Annotated in this window: 11 protein-coding genes and 1 tRNA gene; 3 read left to right on the top strand and 9 right to left on the bottom strand. The window is 41.8% G+C overall.

Going from position 1 to position 16,216, the window contains the following annotated elements; all coding sequences use genetic code 11:
* Together nagA and ACYIB7_RS05265 are read right to left on the bottom strand one after the other, a co-directional pair.
* Window positions 1–1,170: an N-acetylglucosamine-6-phosphate deacetylase gene (gene nagA / locus ACYIB7_RS05270; RefSeq protein ID WP_480338286.1), complete on the bottom strand. Its 1,170-nt coding sequence runs from the start codon at window positions 1,168–1,170 to the stop codon at window positions 1–3.
* A gap of 110 nt (window positions 1,171–1,280) precedes the next feature.
* The gene (locus tag ACYIB7_RS05265) at window positions 1,281–3,227 is read right to left on the bottom strand and encodes an ABC-F family ATP-binding cassette domain-containing protein (protein ID WP_103983535.1); all 1,947 of its coding nucleotides are present in this window, start codon (window positions 3,225–3,227) and stop codon (window positions 1,281–1,283) included.
* A 235-nt stretch (window positions 3,228–3,462) separates the two neighbouring features.
* Here ACYIB7_RS05265 and ACYIB7_RS05260 point away from each other — a divergent pair, with 235 nt between their 5' ends.
* Together ACYIB7_RS05260 and ACYIB7_RS05255 are read left to right on the top strand one after the other, a co-directional pair.
* Window positions 3,463–4,017, top strand: coding sequence for a DUF3332 domain-containing protein (locus ACYIB7_RS05260; RefSeq protein ID WP_099463220.1), 555 nt, complete (start codon window positions 3,463–3,465; stop codon window positions 4,015–4,017).
* A gap of 100 nt (window positions 4,018–4,117) precedes the next feature.
* On the top strand, window positions 4,118–7,510 hold the full coding sequence (locus tag ACYIB7_RS05255) for a glycoside hydrolase family 2 TIM barrel-domain containing protein (protein ID WP_480338285.1): 3,393 nt from the start codon (window positions 4,118–4,120) through the stop codon (window positions 7,508–7,510).
* Window positions 7,511–7,710: 200 nt separating this feature from the next.
* Here ACYIB7_RS05255 and ACYIB7_RS05250 read toward each other — a convergent pair whose 3' ends face one another.
* The 3 genes from ACYIB7_RS05250 to ACYIB7_RS05240 all read right to left on the bottom strand — a co-directional run bounded on the left by ACYIB7_RS05250 (window position 7,711) and on the right by ACYIB7_RS05240 (window position 10,419).
* A complete protein-coding gene (locus ACYIB7_RS05250) occupies window positions 7,711–8,568 on the bottom strand; it encodes a TIGR01777 family oxidoreductase (RefSeq protein ID WP_103982940.1) in 858 nt (285 codons plus the stop codon).
* Window positions 8,569–8,642: 74 nt separating this feature from the next.
* Window positions 8,643–9,626, bottom strand: coding sequence for a TlpA disulfide reductase family protein (locus ACYIB7_RS05245; protein WP_103983054.1), 984 nt, complete (start codon window positions 9,624–9,626; stop codon window positions 8,643–8,645).
* Between the two features lie 19 nt (window positions 9,627–9,645).
* Window positions 9,646–10,419 carry an EFR1 family ferrodoxin gene (locus ACYIB7_RS05240; protein ID WP_480338284.1) on the bottom strand — a complete coding sequence of 258 codons (774 nt, stop codon included), beginning with the start codon at window positions 10,417–10,419 and terminating at the stop codon, window positions 9,646–9,648.
* A 230-nt stretch (window positions 10,420–10,649) separates the two neighbouring features.
* Between ACYIB7_RS05240 and ACYIB7_RS05235 the strand changes: the two genes are divergently transcribed.
* A complete protein-coding gene (locus tag ACYIB7_RS05235; protein ID WP_480338283.1) occupies window positions 10,650–12,197 on the top strand; it encodes a M28 family metallopeptidase in 1,548 nt (515 codons plus the stop codon).
* A 171-nt stretch (window positions 12,198–12,368) separates the two neighbouring features.
* Here the strand turns inward: ACYIB7_RS05235 and ACYIB7_RS05230 are convergent.
* The 4 genes from ACYIB7_RS05230 to ACYIB7_RS05215 form a co-directional block, all read right to left on the bottom strand.
* Window positions 12,369–12,445: transfer RNA gene (locus ACYIB7_RS05230), tRNA-His, on the bottom strand.
* 98 nt (window positions 12,446–12,543) lie between these two features.
* Window positions 12,544–13,440 carry a bifunctional methylenetetrahydrofolate dehydrogenase/methenyltetrahydrofolate cyclohydrolase FolD gene (gene folD, locus ACYIB7_RS05225; protein WP_480338454.1) on the bottom strand — a complete coding sequence of 299 codons (897 nt, stop codon included), beginning with the start codon at window positions 13,438–13,440 and terminating at the stop codon, window positions 12,544–12,546.
* A gap of 18 nt (window positions 13,441–13,458) precedes the next feature.
* Window positions 13,459–14,784 (bottom strand): signal recognition particle protein, encoded by a 1,326-nt coding sequence (ffh, locus tag ACYIB7_RS05220; protein ID WP_103982943.1) that lies wholly within the window; start codon window positions 14,782–14,784, stop codon window positions 13,459–13,461.
* A gap of 69 nt (window positions 14,785–14,853) precedes the next feature.
* The gene (locus ACYIB7_RS05215; RefSeq protein WP_103982944.1) at window positions 14,854–16,176 is read right to left on the bottom strand and encodes an MATE family efflux transporter; all 1,323 of its coding nucleotides are present in this window, start codon (window positions 16,174–16,176) and stop codon (window positions 14,854–14,856) included.
* Window positions 16,177–16,216: the final 40 nt, after the last annotated feature.

Below are 16,216 nucleotides of genomic sequence, written 5' to 3'. Positions count from 1 at the left end.
TTATGCAAATAACTTATTCGTGCCTTCCACCAATTTGCCCATAGCCCATACGGCACGAACATTCAGATCATTATCCAAAATCATAAGGTCGGCATCTTTACCGCGTTGCAGCGTACCTTTACGGTCGTCTACACCCATAATACGGGCAGGCGTTTCGGAGATCATACGTACAGCATCTTCCAGCGGTATCTCCGCTTTCTGCACCATTGTACGGATAAGCCTGTCCATTGTCGCTACACTACCAGCCAAAGCCGACCGGTCGGCCAATTTACAAACTCCGTCTTCTATAATCACACGCGGATCAAAAGCGTCCTGGCTATCGCTTGCCGCACAAGCCAAAGCATCTGTAATCAGGCAAGTTCTTTCCACACCTTTTACTTTATACACCAACCGAAGTATAGTAGGCGGAACGTGAATGCCATCGGCCACCACTTCAACTGTCATATCGTCTATCAGATAGATACTTTCGACCGTACCTTCGTATTTATACTCACGACGTTTATGAAAACCAGGCATTGCGTTATAGAAGTGTGTAGCATGTGTATAACCTGCTTCATAAGCTGTACGGATATCTTCATACTCCGCCTGCGTATGACCTACGGAAACCAACACGCCTTTTGAAGATACATACTTACCGAACTGCATAGCGCCCGGTAGTTCGGGAGCTGCATCCCAACGTTTAATACAATTTGTTTCTTCCAGTAACGGGATATATTCTTCCGGATCCGGATTTTTTATATTTTCAGGCATCTGGCCGCCTGCCATTTTCATATTGAAGTAATGCCCTTCCAAGTGCAATCCCAATACAGGACTATCTTTTTCGGCCATTAGTTTTTCGGTAGTAGCTGCTGCTGCACGAATCATCGGGATGGTAGAAGAAGAAAGGGTTGGAAAAATACTGGTAGTACCATGTTGCATGTGAGCAGCCACGGCAGCACGGAAAGCCTCTTCGGTTCCTTCCATAAAATCCCTGCCGCCACCTCCGTGTACATGGATTTCAACACCTCCGGGAACTATATACATTCCTTTGGCATCGATCAGAGTTGCTCCTATAACAGCTAAATCACAGTTGGTTACTTCCAAAATCTTGTTGTCCCTTATCAACACAGAGCCATCTTTTAGCCAGCCCTGCGGAGTAAGGATCTTGCCATTAATAATTTGAGTTAACATATTGATGAATTAGGTTGTGTGTTTGTTTTCTAGCATACAAAGCTAGCTACTTTTTACAAAAGTATGTTACTCAAATTAGTTTTTTTTTCAATAAAAAGGAGATTTACCGATTAAACGTTTTCCATTGTTAATCCTTCCTTTTCTATTGTCAACTCTGTCCATTTATCCATAATTTCAGACAATTCAGTCTTTAATTCTGAATAGTGAGTATACAAGGAGGCATCCGAAGCTCCTTCCTGAGTAGCCAATTTAGCTTCTGTTTCAGCAATTGAATTTTCGAGTACGGAAATACGCTCTTCAGCATCAGAGATAGCTTTCTCGAGCTTCTTGACAGCACGGTTCAATTCCTTGCGGGCTTCATACGACAACTTGTTTTGCGTTAGCTGAGTGTCCTGATTCTCGGCAGACTGGCTTGTCAATGAATTAGAACGTTCCAATTCGCGCAAGCTATCCATCTTTTTACGTTCCAGAAAGTCATAAATTCCTCCTAAATGTTCTACTACTTTCTGGTTTCCGAACTCATAAACTTTATCAACCAGTCCGTCCAGAAATTCGCGGTCATGGGAAACAAGAATAACCGTACCGTCAAACTCCTTCAAAGCATCTTTCAATACGTCTTTAGAACGCATATCCAAATGGTTGGTAGGTTCGTCTAATATCAATAAGTTGACAGGTTCCAGCAACAGGCGGATCATTGCCAGACGCGTCTTTTCTCCACCCGAAAGAACTTTTACTTTCTTATCGGAAGCCTCGCCCCCAAACATAAACGCACCTAATATATCCCGAATTTTAGTACGGATATCTCCTTGTGCAACGTAGTCTACCGTATCAAAAACCGTAAGATTTTCATCTAAAAGCTGGGCTTGGTTCTGCGCAAAGTAGCCAATTTTAACATTGTGTCCCAATTGAAGTTTGCCCTCATAATCTATTTCATCCATGATGCACTTCACAAGGGTAGATTTACCTTCGCCGTTCTTTCCCACAAAAGCTACTTTATCACCCCGGTTAATTGTGAAAGTGACATTTTGGAAAATCAAGTGATCACCATACCGTTTTGCCACATTTTCCATAATGACAGGGTATGAACCTGAGCGCGGAGCCGGTGGGAATTTAAGGCTCAACATAGCCGTATCCACTTCATCCACCTCAATACGTTCTATCTTTTCAAGTTGCTTTATACGTGACTGAACCTGTACCGACTTCGTTGCCTTATAGCGGAAACGCTCTATAAAAGCTTCCGTATCGGCTAATTTTTTCTGTTGATTTTCAAACGCCCGTAATTGTTGGTCACGACGTTCTTTACGGAGAATTACATAGTCGGAATATTTTACCTTATAATCATAAATACTACCCAGTTCTATTTCAAGCGTACGGATAGTTGTATTATCTATAAATGCCCGGTCGTGCGAAACCAGAATAACAGCATTTGCACGGGTAGCAATAAAGTTTTCAAGCCATTGTATTGATTCGATATCCAAGTGGTTGGTAGGTTCGTCCAACAATAAAACATCAGGACGACGCAACAACAGTTTTGCCAGTTCGATACGCATACGCCATCCGCCGCTAAATTCGGAGGTAGGGCGATCGAAGTCCGTACGTAAAAAACCCAACCCCATCAGAGTTCGTTCCAATTCGGCATGATAATTGTTTCCCCCCATCATTTGAAAATGTTCAGACAAATGAGTAACACGGTCAATTAACTTTTGGTAAGCCTCCGACTCATAATCGGTACGCTCACCCAATTCGATATTCAGACGTTCTATCTCTTTTTCAGTCTCGTGTATATGGGCAAAAGCCAATTCGGCCTCTTCGCGAACCGTACGGGAATCGGTCAGTTGCATTTGCTGCGGCAGATAGCCTATCGTTATATCTTTAGGAATACTTACGTTACCGGCAGTCGGAGATTGTAATCCGGCAAATATTTTCAACATCGTAGATTTACCGGCCCCGTTTTTACCCACCAACGCAATACGGTCTTTCTTATTTACTACAAATGATATATCATCAAACAGCGTAAAACCGCCGAATTCAACTGTTAACCCTTCAACCGAAATCATAATTATCTTTACTTTGGACAGCAAAGATACAATAAACTTTCCCAACGACGAAAGTGCCGCACAAGTTCATTGGCAAAATGAGATCATCCCGATCATTTAAAAAAATCATCGGGATGTTTTCAGAAAATGATCGGGATGATTTGTCGAAATGGTAATTCGCATAATAACAAAGTAGGAATTATTATAGAAAAGTTTATATCTTCGCAGTGAATTAATAACTAATAATTAAAAATTCATGAAAAAAAGAAGTTTAACACTATTATTAGCAACTACATTAGCAAGTAGTGTATTATTCTCATCCTGTATCGGTTCCTTCGGTTTGACCAACAAACTTTTAACATGGAACAGAAACATAGACAGCAAGTTCGTTAACGAACTTGTATTTATTGCATTCTGGATTGTTCCGGTATATGAAATCTCTGCATTGGCGGATGTATTGGTAATTAACTCTATTGAGTTCTGGAGCGGTGATAATCCTGTTGCAGACGTCGGTTCCGTAAAAACGGTTGACACCAAAGACGGAGTATATACCGTTGAAACAAAGAATGACGGTTATCATATCCAGAAAGAAGGAGAAGAAAAAGCCGTAGACCTTGTTTTCGACAAAGCAGACAAAACATGGAGTGTTGAAGCAAACGGAGAAACAACCAAGTTACTTAAGTTTGAAAACAATGACGAAGTGGTTATGTATCTGCCGGACGGAAAAGAAATGAATGTAGAACTAAACCAAGCCGGCGTACTTGCTTTCCAGCAAGTTGCTAACGGGTATTCTTACTATGCCGCAAGATAATTAACAATCGGGAGGTTGTGTCAAAACGATATTACCGGACGCAATTCCGACTTTTGACACACCTTCTCAATTTTCAGTCTGCTAATCTAAATATAACAACATGAAACGCAAGCACAAGAAGAAATTACTCTCCAGTCTATTCGGCTGTTTATTGTCAGTAGTTTTGCTGACCAATACGGCAAAAGCCCAACAAATCAAACCTTATTGGCAAGATATTCAAGTAGTTGCTATAAACAAAGAACTGCCACGTACATCTTTTATGACTTATCCCGACCGGACAACTGCTTTAACCGGACAATACGAAAAAAGTCCATATTACTCTTTGTTAAACGGTACATGGAAATTCTATTTTGCAGACTCTTACAAAGATTTACCCGCAGACATAACAGATCCTTCCATAAACACAGCAACCTGGGAAAATATACAAGTTCCAGGTAATTGGGAACTACAGGGACACGGCGTTGCAATCTATACCAACCACGGATACGAATTCAAACCCCGTAATCCTCAACCGCCATTATTGCCGGAAGAGAATCCGGTAGGTATTTACCGCCGGGATATAAATATTCCGGCAGGATGGGAAAAACGTGACATTTATTTGCAACTGGCAGGAGCAAAATCCGGCGTATATGTTTATATAAACGGAAAGGAAGTGGGCTACAGTGAAGACTCAAAGAATCCTGCGGAGTTTCTCATCAATCCCTATTTGCAACCGGGGAAGAATGTTCTTACCCTGAAAATTTACCGGTGGAGCACCGGTTCTTATCTGGAATGTCAGGACTTTTGGCGCATGAGCGGTATAGAAAGAGATGTATTTTTATGGTCCCAGCCAAAAGCCGGCATTCATGATTTCCGCGTTATATCTACGTTAGACGATAGTTATACAAACGGAATCTTCAAGCTTGCCATCGATCTGAAAAACAACACAAAGGAAGCAAAAAATCTGAATATAGATTACGAACTTCTGGATGCTGACCAAAAAGTAATCGCATCAGCAACCAAAACAATCTGGGTTAGCAATCCAAATATGCAGACTGTCTCTTTTGAGGCCAACCTGAAACAGGTAAACAAATGGAGCGCCGAACACCCAAACCTATATAAACTATTAATGACCGTAAAGGATGGTAATAAAGTATTGGAAGTTGTACCCTTCCATGTCGGATTCCGTCGTTTCGAAATGAAACAAACCGAACAACTGGCCGGCAATGGGAAACCGTACAACGTGCTTTTATTTAATGGACAACCTGTTAAGTTCAAAGGTGTAAACATCCATGAACATAACCCGGAGACCGGACACTATATGACTGAAGAGCTAATGCGCAAAGATTTTGAACTGATGAAACAAAACAACCTGAATGCCGTCAGACTTTGCCATTATCCGCAAGACCGCCGCTTTTACGAACTATGCGACGAATATGGCTTATATGTTTACGACGAAGCCAATATCGAGTCACACGGTATGTATTACAGCTTGAGTAAAGGAGGTTCTCTGGGAAATAATCCGGAATGGCTGGTTCCTCACATGGATCGTACACAAAACATGTATGAACGCAACAAAAATTACCCATCCGTCACCTTCTGGTCGCTTGGTAATGAAGCCGGCAACGGTTACAACTTTTACCAGACCTATCTCTATATAAAAAACAAAGAAAAGAACGGCATGAATCGTCCTGTAAACTACGAACGTGCTTTGTGGGAATGGAATACCGATATGTACGTTCCGCAATATCCGAGTGCCGAATGGCTGGAAGAAATCGGGAAAAAGGGAAGCGACCGCCCGGTTGTACCTTCCGAATACGCGCATGCTATGGGTAACTCTACCGGCAACCTGAATGCCCAGTGGGAAGCCATCTACAAATACCCCAACCTGCAAGGCGGATTTATCTGGGACTGGGTGGATCAAGGTATTCTGCAAAAAGATAAGAACGGACGCGAGTTCTGGGCTTACGGAGGAGACTTTGGCGTAAATGCCCCAAGCGACGGAAACTTCTTATGCAACGGATTGGTAAATCCTGACCGCAACCCGCATCCTGCCATGCAGGAGGTAAAGTATGCGCACCAGAACATAGGCTTTGAAATGCTGGACGCTTCAAACGGCAAATTCCGTGCAACCAACCGTTTTTATTTCACAGACCTGAAAGACTATCAGATAAGTTATACATTGACTGAGAACGGAAAAATAATTAAATCCGGTAAATTCTACCCCGAAATATTCCCTCCTCAGACAACCCGCGATTATACGGTTCCTGTAAACGGGTTGAAAGCACAACCGGGAGTAGAATACTTTGTAAACTTTAAAGTTACCACTACAAAACCGGACAAGTTGATTCCTGCCGGATTCGAAATTGCATCCGACCAATTCCAATTGCCTATCTTTGCAGAAAAGAAAGTATATAAGACTACAGGTCCTAAACTAAGTACGTCTACAAATGGAGAGCTACTGAAAGTATCTTCATCCAAAGTAAACTTTATATTCGATAAGAAAAGTGGAATCGTTACTTCCTACAAAGTAAACGGAACGGAATATTTCGACAAAGGTTTTGGTATACAGCCCAATTTCTGGCGTGCCCCTACCGACAATGATTACGGCAATGGTCAACCTAAGCGCGAACAAATCTGGAAACAGAGTAGTAAAAACTTCAATGTTACCGATGCCACAGCCGATATTATCGACGGCAATGCTATCGTTAGCGTGAATTACCTTTTACCTGCAGGAAACCTCTATATTGTTTCTTATAAAATATATCCCAGCGGAGTAATCAACGTAACTGCACGGTTCACTTCCACAGATATGGATGCTACAAAAACCGAAGTTTCCGAAGCTACAAAGATGGCAACCTTTACACCCGGACAAGATGCAGCACGCAGGGAGTCATCCAAGTTGAATGTACCCCGTATCGGTATACGCTTCCGTTTACCGGCGAATATGGAACAACTAACATTTTTCGGCCGTGGTCCTAAAGAAAACTATTGGGATCGCAAAGCTGGTTATCCTGTCGGCCTATACAGCAGTACGGCTACGGATGAGTACTATCCATACGTACGTCCTCAGGAAAACGGACATCACACCGATACACGCTGGCTGGCTCTCACGGAAGGCAAAGGCAATGGATTACTGATTGAGGCCGACAGCAACGGGCTGATAGAGTTTAATGCCTTACGCAATTCTATTGAGGACTTTGACGACGAAGAGCAAACAAACCTGCCCCGTCAATGGAATAATTTTACGCCGGAAGCAATAGCTAACCACGACGAAGAAGCAGCTAAAAACGTACTTCGCCGCCAACATCACGTTAACCATATTACACCACGCAACTTTGTGGAAGTATGTGTAGACATGAAACAACAAGGCCTTGCCGGCTACGACAGTTGGGGCGATCGCCCGCTGCCACAGCATACTTTGCCTGCCAATCGTGAATATAACTGGGGATTCACATTAATCCCTGTTAACAGCATAGCGAGCATACAGAGCAAAACCGGACATAGTTACTAGCAAATCATCCTGACTAAAAAACGAAAGAAGGGTAACCGGAAACTGATTTCCGGTTACCCTTCTCTTTTATTCCAAAACACAAGACTCTAGATTCGCATTATTTATAACGGAGATGGAGAAACAATTTAATAAAGACATGTGATAATGGTTTGCCCACAACGATCAAAGAAAGCAATCATTAACAACAACCGGACGTTGCATTAAACCACCAAGCTTTGCAGCGCGATCCGTATATCAGGATATAAAAAAGCATAACCCGCCGATTGTAACCTGGCAGGAAAAGCCTTCTGGCCTTCCGTTGCCAATACTTCTCCTTCTCCATATAAAAGACGGAACACAAACTTAGGAACCACAAACCAGGCAGGTCTGTGCAAAGCAGCCGCAGCAGCTTCTGTAAACACACGGTTCGTCACCGGCTGAGGAGATACAAAGTTGATTATTCCACTCAGTTCTTTGTGTGTAATAACAAATTGCATGGCAGACATCAAATCTTCAATATGAATCCAGGAAAAGCCTTGTTTGCCGGAAGCAATTTTTCCTCCTGCAAAAAAACGGAACGGAAGCAACATAAATGGAAGTGCACCGCCATCGGATGCCAGAACAACACCCAGGCGCGCAATAACCAAACGAATGTCAGTAGAAAGCTTCTGGGCTTCCTCTTCCCATTTCTTACAAACATCCGCTAAAAAGCCACTTCCTTCCTGGCTACTGCTTTCATTATATATACCATCAGAAGGATAAATACCTACAGCTGAGATGGAGATAAACAGGCTTGGCTTTAAAGGCATGTCATTAACGATAGAAACAAGTCGGCGTGTAGTCTGTACCCGGCTATTCATAATTTTGCGTTTGGCAACCTTTGTCCACCGCTGGTTAATAGTAGCCCCGGCCAGGTTTATAACAACATCGCAACCGGAAAGAGCATCTTTCAGAACATCGTCCGAAGACATCTTGAAATAAGCATGTTTTAACGGGACGACCGTATCGCCTTGTCTCGAAAAAAATGCACCCAAGTGCTTTCCTATAAAACCGCTGCTTCCACTGATTGCTATTTTCATTGTTCTATTCCTCAACTCTTTATTATGTTAAAATAACAAGTTGAAGAATAGATTTGTTTTTGATTGGAAAAGGTCTACTTAATAACTTCTTCCAATTTTTTATGCAGCTCTTCCTCTTTAATATTCTTAGCTATAATTACCCCATCCGGATCGAGCAACAGGTTGGCAGGAATACCACGTATTCCATAAAGGGCAGGTATTTCGGAATCCCAGTATTTCAGATCAGAAAGATGTGTCCACGTAAGCTGGTCATCTTCTATTGCTTTCAGCCATTTGCCTTTGTCTTTATCCAAAGAGATTCCTAGCACCGTAAAGTTCTTATCCTTATATTTCTGATATGCTTTTACGACATTCGGATTTTCTTTACGGCAAGGAGGACACCAGGATGCCCAGAAATCCAACAAGACATACTTACCTTTGAAATCGGATAAAGAAACAATCACACCTGCCGTATCGGGCAACGAAAACTCCGGAGCCTTCTGTCCGATCTGTACATGGTTCAATTGTTCGATAATAGCATCCAAATCTTTTACATAAGGACAATCGGCCAAGTTTTGCGACAACTGATTTCTCGTTTCAGTCAACTGTTGCAATGGCAATTGATAAGTGAAGTAACGGTATAAATAAAAAGCCGCCACCGGCGAACTGGGATACTTGTTAACCAAGCTGTCTATATTATATCCCTTTTCGAACACTTTGGTGGCATTCTCCCGGAAAAGATCGTTGATAGGAGAATTTTCAACAGTGATTGTTTCTCCTTCGGGGTCGACCGCTACATTCATATTGACATTTTCAATAAAGAACTGTACCGGGTAATCCATTTGGTCAGTAGCCAAACCAAACAATAAAGGCTGGTCTACTTCTCCTTTGAAAGTGAATTTGCCGTCTTTTACATCTGCCGTATCTACATCGAAGAACATTTTATTGCGAAACGACTTCAGGTAGACTTTACCTTCAGGCATATTCTCTACTATACCATTAATGACATATCCTTTGGGCACTTCCTGGCAGCTAACCATAAGCAAACCGGATAAAACCAGCATTACGAATTGTTTCATATTCATGATTATTTATTATTTATATTTCGGGATGATGATAACGTCCTTTTTTCAGCGTAGCTTTGCCATATTCTATAGCCTTCACAGGGCAACGGTGAATACAGGCAAGGCATTGCACACAACTATCCGACCATTGCGGCTTGCATCCTTTTTGCATGGAGATCGTATTTGTCGGACAAATACGTTCGCATAACCCACAAGAGACACATGCATCTGTTGCGTAAAAGGCATTACTTCCCAATGCAAATTTAGTAAAAAGGGGATAAATAAGATAGCTTTTGCAAAAAGCGGCACTTCCGGCATGGTATAAACTGCCTTCGTGTTGATGATTGATAGCATCCACTATTGCAGAAAGGCGAACCGGGGCGTTTACCAGTTTCTCCTGTTCCACCTTCTCCGGATCGACGTCAAAACCAGGCAAGAGTATATAGTTATTGGGCATTTGTACAGAAAAGGCAGCCGTAAGTTTCAAACCGCGGCTCCGGAGTTTTTTGTTTACAATATCCGATGTATGCCCGCAATCGTCTCCACAGGTACAAACCGAATAAACGGGATGTTGCTTATATCCTTCCAGCTTCAATAAAGAAATAAATTCGAGAACCATTACCGCCGGTCCCCACGAATGGACAGGATAAACAAAGATAACCTTTTCTCCTTCTTTAAGCGAATAACGAAGCTCGCTTTTATTCTGCTTTAATTCTTCAGCTATAGATAATAAAGGTTCATCAAATACTCCACCTAAATTCTTTGCTACCCAACGGGAATTGCCTGTACCTGTGAAATAGAATATCATATGTAACTTTAATTAGTTCAGACACAAAAATAAGAATTATAATTCCACATCCCATATTCCGGCGCTCTTTTCCAACCCTACAAGGGCAGCGCTATGGTTAAATAACGTTTCGATGTAAAGGTATTTATTTTATATATCAGCATTTTCCGATTAAAAAATCATTTTCACTCTTATCACTTGATATAATTTGAAATAATCCCGTTCTTTGTAAGGACTTAAATAATACTTGTATGAAAAGGAATATACTCATTTTTATGGCAATGGTCTGCCTGTCTTTCACTACTGTATTTGCACAAGAACCGGCAATAAAAAAGATTATCGAAACCGGACAAACAGACAATCAGGTCATGCACCATCTGGATATACTGACAAATCGTTTCGGCGGACGCCCTATTGGTTCCGATGCATACGAAAATGCCGCCGAATGGATCGTTCGTGAATTTAAAAGCTGGGGAGTAGACGTAGAGCTGCAAGAAGCCGGAACCCTTCCGGTAGGCTTCAACCGTGGCCCCTGGTTCGGACGTTTATTGGGAGACAATGCCATGGATCTTCATTTTGTCACTCCTTCTTATACATCAGGCACAAAAGGACTACAACGTGGTCATGTTTTATTAGAACCTCGCACGCAAGAAGAATTTAATCGCATGAAAGGCCGTTTGAAAGGTGCATGGGTACTCATATCCGGCACAAACGAAGGATGGCCTGTCGACCGTTCTGCACATGGAGATTCCATCCGTGTGGAAACCAAAAAGAAAAATGAAGAGATTGCTAAAAAGAATGATGAACTGATGGAAGAAAACTGGACAAAAGGTACAAAGCATGAAATGCTACCTTACGAAGAATATCCGGGTTTGTTTTACAAAGAAATGTGTGAAGCCGGAGCATTAGGATTCATTCAATCGGCAACAGTCCCTTTGCGTGCATTATATGACCGCAACATGCTTCAGGATACTGCTACCAATTTTGATAATTTGCCCGAAGTAGCAGACATCAAATTAGATGAACATCAATATGCAATCATCAAGCAAATGGCAAAGGAACGTCGTGAATTCTTGTTGGAATTTGACATTCGCAACCATTTCAAACTAGGCCCCGTAAAATACTATAATGTGGTAGGTTCTATCAAAGGTAGCAAGTATCCGGATGAATATGTAATCGTAAGCGGGCATCTCGATTCTTACGATGTAGCAACCGGAGGCATCGATTGTGGAACAGGTATAGGTCCGATGATGGAAGTAGCCCGCATGATTGCACAATCGGGTGCTAAACCCAAACGTACAATCCTGTTCATCGGTTTTGCAGGAGAAGAGTTCGGATTACTCGGAGCGCAAGCATGGGCTAAGACAAATGCTTCCAAATTACCCAAGATAGCCAACATGTTTAACCGTGACGGAGGACCGGAACCACCGGTAGGTATCTCTGTACCACAAAACGTATATGATGAGTTTGTCAAGATATGCGAACCAATTAAAAAAATACGTCCCGATTATCCGTTTGAAGTAAAAGTACGCGAACCTCGTAAACGTCCTACTAAAGCAGGAGGTACAGATGCTTCTGTATTTGCCGTACAAGGAGTGCCAACACTGGGATTCATTACCGAAGACATTAAAGGCTACAACTTCAGCTATGGCGAAATATGGCACACGGAACGTGACCTTTTTACCAAAAACATTCCGGAATACCAAGAACACACAGCTACAGTAACAGCAATTGTTGTCTTGGGAGTAGCTAATCTGGACAAACAATTATCCCGCGAAGGACTGTACACGAAAGAATAAAAGGTAAGTTGTTTTCATATTCCACTTTGTCACCTTCTGTTGAGCCCCATATATAACAGTATTTTGGTAGGCAACTAAATTGAATAAGGTAGGCAATGAAACCGTGACAGATAGACAACAAAAAAAGACTGTCTAACTTTTAATGTTAAACAGTCTCTCTTTTTACTTTGCTGGGGTGAAAGATGGGGTTCGAACCCACGACCCTTGGAACCACAATCCAATGCTCTAACCAACTGAGCTACATTCACCATGTCTATTTATAAGTCTCTCTTTCTTTAAGACGGTGCAAAGATAGATATTATTTTTAATTCCACAAATATTTCAGTCAAAAATCAATCTAAAAATTTCATTTATAGATTGCCTTTTTCCCAGCAAGCAGAGTATTGCGCATTAACGAAATAATAGTCATAGGACCTACTCCACCCGGTACCGGAGTGATATAGGAACACTTAGGTGCTACTTCATCGAACTTAACATCGCCGGTAAGCTTGAACCCGCTTTTAGTTGTTGCATTAGGAACACGGGTTGTACCCACGTCTACAATAACAGCTCCAGGCTTTACCATATCGGCTTTCAAAAATTCGGGAACACCTAATGCTGCAATAATAATATCGGCAGAAAGACACATTTCTTTCAGGTTAGTAGAACGGCTATGGCATACAGTGACAGTACAGTCCCCCGGATAGGCTTTCTGCATCATAAGGGTTGCCATCGGCTTGCCCACGATATTACTACGTCCTAACACTACGCAGTGTTTTCCTTGTGTAGGAATATTATATCGTTTCAATAATTCCAGGATACCGGCAGGGGTAGCAGAAACAAAACAAGGCAGCCCTATAGACATACGCCCTACATTAATAGGATGAAAACCGTCCACATCTTTACGATAATCTATTGCTTCAATCACTTTCTGTTCGGAAATGTGTTTAGGTAAAGGTAGTTGAACTATAAATCCGTCTACATCCGGATCATTATTCAGTTCGTCTACTTTACGAAGCAATTCTTCCTCGGTCACATCACTTTCATAACGAATCAGGGTAGATTTGAAACCTATTTCTTCGCAAGTCTTTACTTTACTGGCAACGTATGTTTCGCTTCCACCGTCATGACCTACCAAGATAGCAGCCAAATGAGGTATTTTACCTCCCGCCGCCTTAATCTGTACCACTTCTTCAGCCATCTCCTGCTTCATTTGTGCAGAAACAGCTTTACCATCAAGTAACTGATACTGTTTTTCTTCCATATTCATATCTCCTGTAGTTTATCGTCTGAATGAAGGTAATTTCCGTGCACCGGGTTTAGCGGCTGTAAGCATTTTCATCATCTTTCGTGTTTCTTCAAACTGTTTAACCAGTTTATTTACTTCCTGGATAGACGTACCACTTCCGGTAGCTATACGCTGCCGACGAGAACCATTCAACACTCCCGGATTAACACGTTCTTCCGGAGTCATTGAAAAAATAATTGCTTCTATACTCTTGAATGCATTATCGTCTATATCTATATTCTTCAATGCCTTACCTACTCCCGGAATCATTGATGCGAGTTCTTTCAGATTACCCATTTTCTTGATCTGTTGTATCTGGGTAAGGAAGTCATTAAAGTCGAATTGATTCTTGGCAATTCGTTTCTGCAAACGTTTAGCCTCTTCTTCGTTGTATTGTTCTTGCGCACGTTCTACCAACGAAACAATGTCTCCCATGCCTAATATACGGTCGGCCATACGGTCGGGGTGGAATACATCCAAGGCATCCATCTTTTCGCCGGTTCCTACAAACTTGATAGGTTTGTCTACTACGGAACGGATAGAAAGAGCAGCACCACCACGGGTATCACCATCCAGTTTGGTAAGAACAACACCATTAAAATCAAGACGTTCGTTAAATTCTTTTGCCGTGTTAACCGCATCTTGCCCAGTCATGGCATCTACCACAAACAAAGTTTCATTTGGTTGAATGGCATTTTTGATTGCAGTAATTTCCTGCATCATTTGTTCGTCTATAGCCAAACGTCCGGCTGTATCGACAATCACCAAGTCATTGCCTTTGTTTTTAGCTTCTTTAATAGCATTCAGTGCAATCTCTACCGGACTTTTGCTTTCCAGCTCTGCATATACAGGTACACCTATTTGCTCACCTAATACCTTCAGCTGCTCGATAGCCGCAGGGCGATATACATCGCAGGCAACCAATAATGGTGATTTGCCTTTTTTTGTCTTCAACATGTTTGCCAGCTTACCGGTAAATGTAGTCTTACCCGAACCTTGCAAACCAGACATCAAGATAATAGAAGGAGAACCTTTAAGGTCAATTTCCGCAGCCGTACCACCCATCAGGCTGGCCAATTCGTCATGTACGATCTTCACCATCAACTGGCTTGGCTTAATAGAAGTAAGCACATTCTGACCGAGAGCTTTCTCTTTTACGGTATCGGTAAATTGCTTCGCAACCTTATAATTAACGTCGGCATCCAAGAGGGCTTTACGGACATCTTTCAATGTTTCTGCCACATTTATCTCGGTAATTTTGCCTTCACCTTTCAACAGTTTAAACGATCTGTCTAACCTTTCGCTTAAATTTTCAAACATAATTTGTATGTATTTTTATTTTCTTCTTTCTATTAACGTGCGCAAAAGTACGAAAAAGGAAGCAATTATCTAAATCTTTTTATTCTGCCAAGATGCTTTTTTCAAATAAATCGCACTTGCTATAAGCAGGCCTGTATAATAGATGGCTTCGGTAGTGAAACATACACTTACAGGCATACGCAGACAGATACCGGCTACATAAACATAAACACAGTACAAAACCAATGTTGCCGTCTCCATAATAAGAGCCGGACGTGTATTGCCGGTTCCGGATATGCCATTGAAAACTATATTTGCCACAGCACCTACCAGCATCGCCCCTGCAATTACATACAGTGAAGGTACAGATTCTGCAATCAAAGCCTGTTCATTTGTATAAATAGACAATATTGTCTTAGGCATCAAACAGACAATTACGACACATACAGCCATAATATAAAACGACAAACGGGCTATCTTTTTAATAATCGGTATTACCTGGTCTACATGTCCGGCTCCAATAGTGTTGCTTACAAATGAGTTCGTGGTAGTAGACAATGAACTAACCGGTATCAGCAAAACGATGTATACACTCCTGACTATATTTGCAATTGCCAGCTCCCGTTGCCCCAACCGCTCAACAGCCACAAAGAAAAAGAACCATGTACTCATGGAAACAAAGTACTGCAGCATTGTAAAAACAGATATACTCAACACGCGCTTCAGTAAACCGAAATCAAATGAACGGAGATGGTCCAGTCCGTATTTTTTTATATCTACCGTAAAACGGGTATATACCACAAAGAAAACAATAGACACTGCTTCTGCCATGACTGAAGCTATAGCCGCCCCTTTGATTCCCAGCTGCGGAAATCCTGCATGACCGAATATAAGCAGATAATCAAGCAATACATTCGTCATTGCCATGAGAACAGCATTTAAAGTAAGGACTTTCGTTCTCGTAATACCGATAAACAGAGCACGAAACATAACGTTGACAAATGAAAAGAAGAACCCGAATACACGCCAGTCCAAAAACTCTTCGGTAGCATGCAGAATCGTATCCGACGAAATGAGCAAGCGCATTACACCTCCTGCAAAGAAACGGGAAAAAGCAAATAAAACGGCCGCCAGGAAAGAAAGGAAAAACACCCCCTGAATCATTACGGGGCCAACATCTTTATATTGCTGTTCTCCGTTTCTGCGGGCAATCACAATTTGCGAACCTGTGCTAAAACCAAAAGCAATCGTAAAGATACATATATAGTAGAGCCCTCCCATAGCAGAAGCGCCCAACTCCACTTCTCCCACCCTGCCCAGGAAAGCCGTATCAGTCACATTTATTACATTCTGCGCCAAAAGGCTCAGGAAGATAGGATAACTGACATTCCATATTTGTTTATTCGTATACATAATAATGTTTTCTATAAAACAGAAAAGGTGACAAAAAAAG

This window comes from Parabacteroides sp. KHUB-03, from assembly GCF_056640975.1.
This window is presented reverse-complemented; position numbering and strand designations above follow the sequence as displayed.

What these genes read in the sequence shown, in the direction of transcription:
- ACYIB7_RS05250 (WP_103982940.1), bottom strand. Translation starts at nt 8,568, where the DNA reads ATGAAAATAGCAATCAGTGGAAGCAGCGGTTTTATAGGAAAGCACTTG.
- ACYIB7_RS05260 (WP_099463220.1), top strand. Translation starts at nt 3,463, where the DNA reads ATGAAAAAAAGAAGTTTAACACTATTATTAGCAACTACATTAGCAAGT.
- ACYIB7_RS05255 (WP_480338285.1), top strand. Translation starts at nt 4,118, where the DNA reads ATGAAACGCAAGCACAAGAAGAAATTACTCTCCAGTCTATTCGGCTGT.
- folD (WP_480338454.1), bottom strand. Translation starts at nt 13,440, where the DNA reads ATGGAAGAAAAACAGTATCAGTTACTTGATGGTAAAGCTGTTTCTGCA.
- ACYIB7_RS05235 (WP_480338283.1), top strand. Translation starts at nt 10,650, where the DNA reads ATGAAAAGGAATATACTCATTTTTATGGCAATGGTCTGCCTGTCTTTC.
- ffh (WP_103982943.1), bottom strand. Translation starts at nt 14,784, where the DNA reads ATGTTTGAAAATTTAAGCGAAAGGTTAGACAGATCGTTTAAACTGTTG.
- ACYIB7_RS05240 (WP_480338284.1), bottom strand. Translation starts at nt 10,419, where the DNA reads ATGATATTCTATTTCACAGGTACAGGCAATTCCCGTTGGGTAGCAAAG.
- nagA (WP_480338286.1), bottom strand. Translation starts at nt 1,170, where the DNA reads ATGTTAACTCAAATTATTAATGGCAAGATCCTTACTCCGCAGGGCTGG.
- ACYIB7_RS05215 (WP_103982944.1), bottom strand. Translation starts at nt 16,176, where the DNA reads ATGTATACGAATAAACAAATATGGAATGTCAGTTATCCTATCTTCCTG.
- ACYIB7_RS05265 (WP_103983535.1), bottom strand. Translation starts at nt 3,227, where the DNA reads ATGATTTCGGTTGAAGGGTTAACAGTTGAATTCGGCGGTTTTACGCTG.
- ACYIB7_RS05245 (WP_103983054.1), bottom strand. Translation starts at nt 9,626, where the DNA reads ATGAAACAATTCGTAATGCTGGTTTTATCCGGTTTGCTTATGGTTAGC.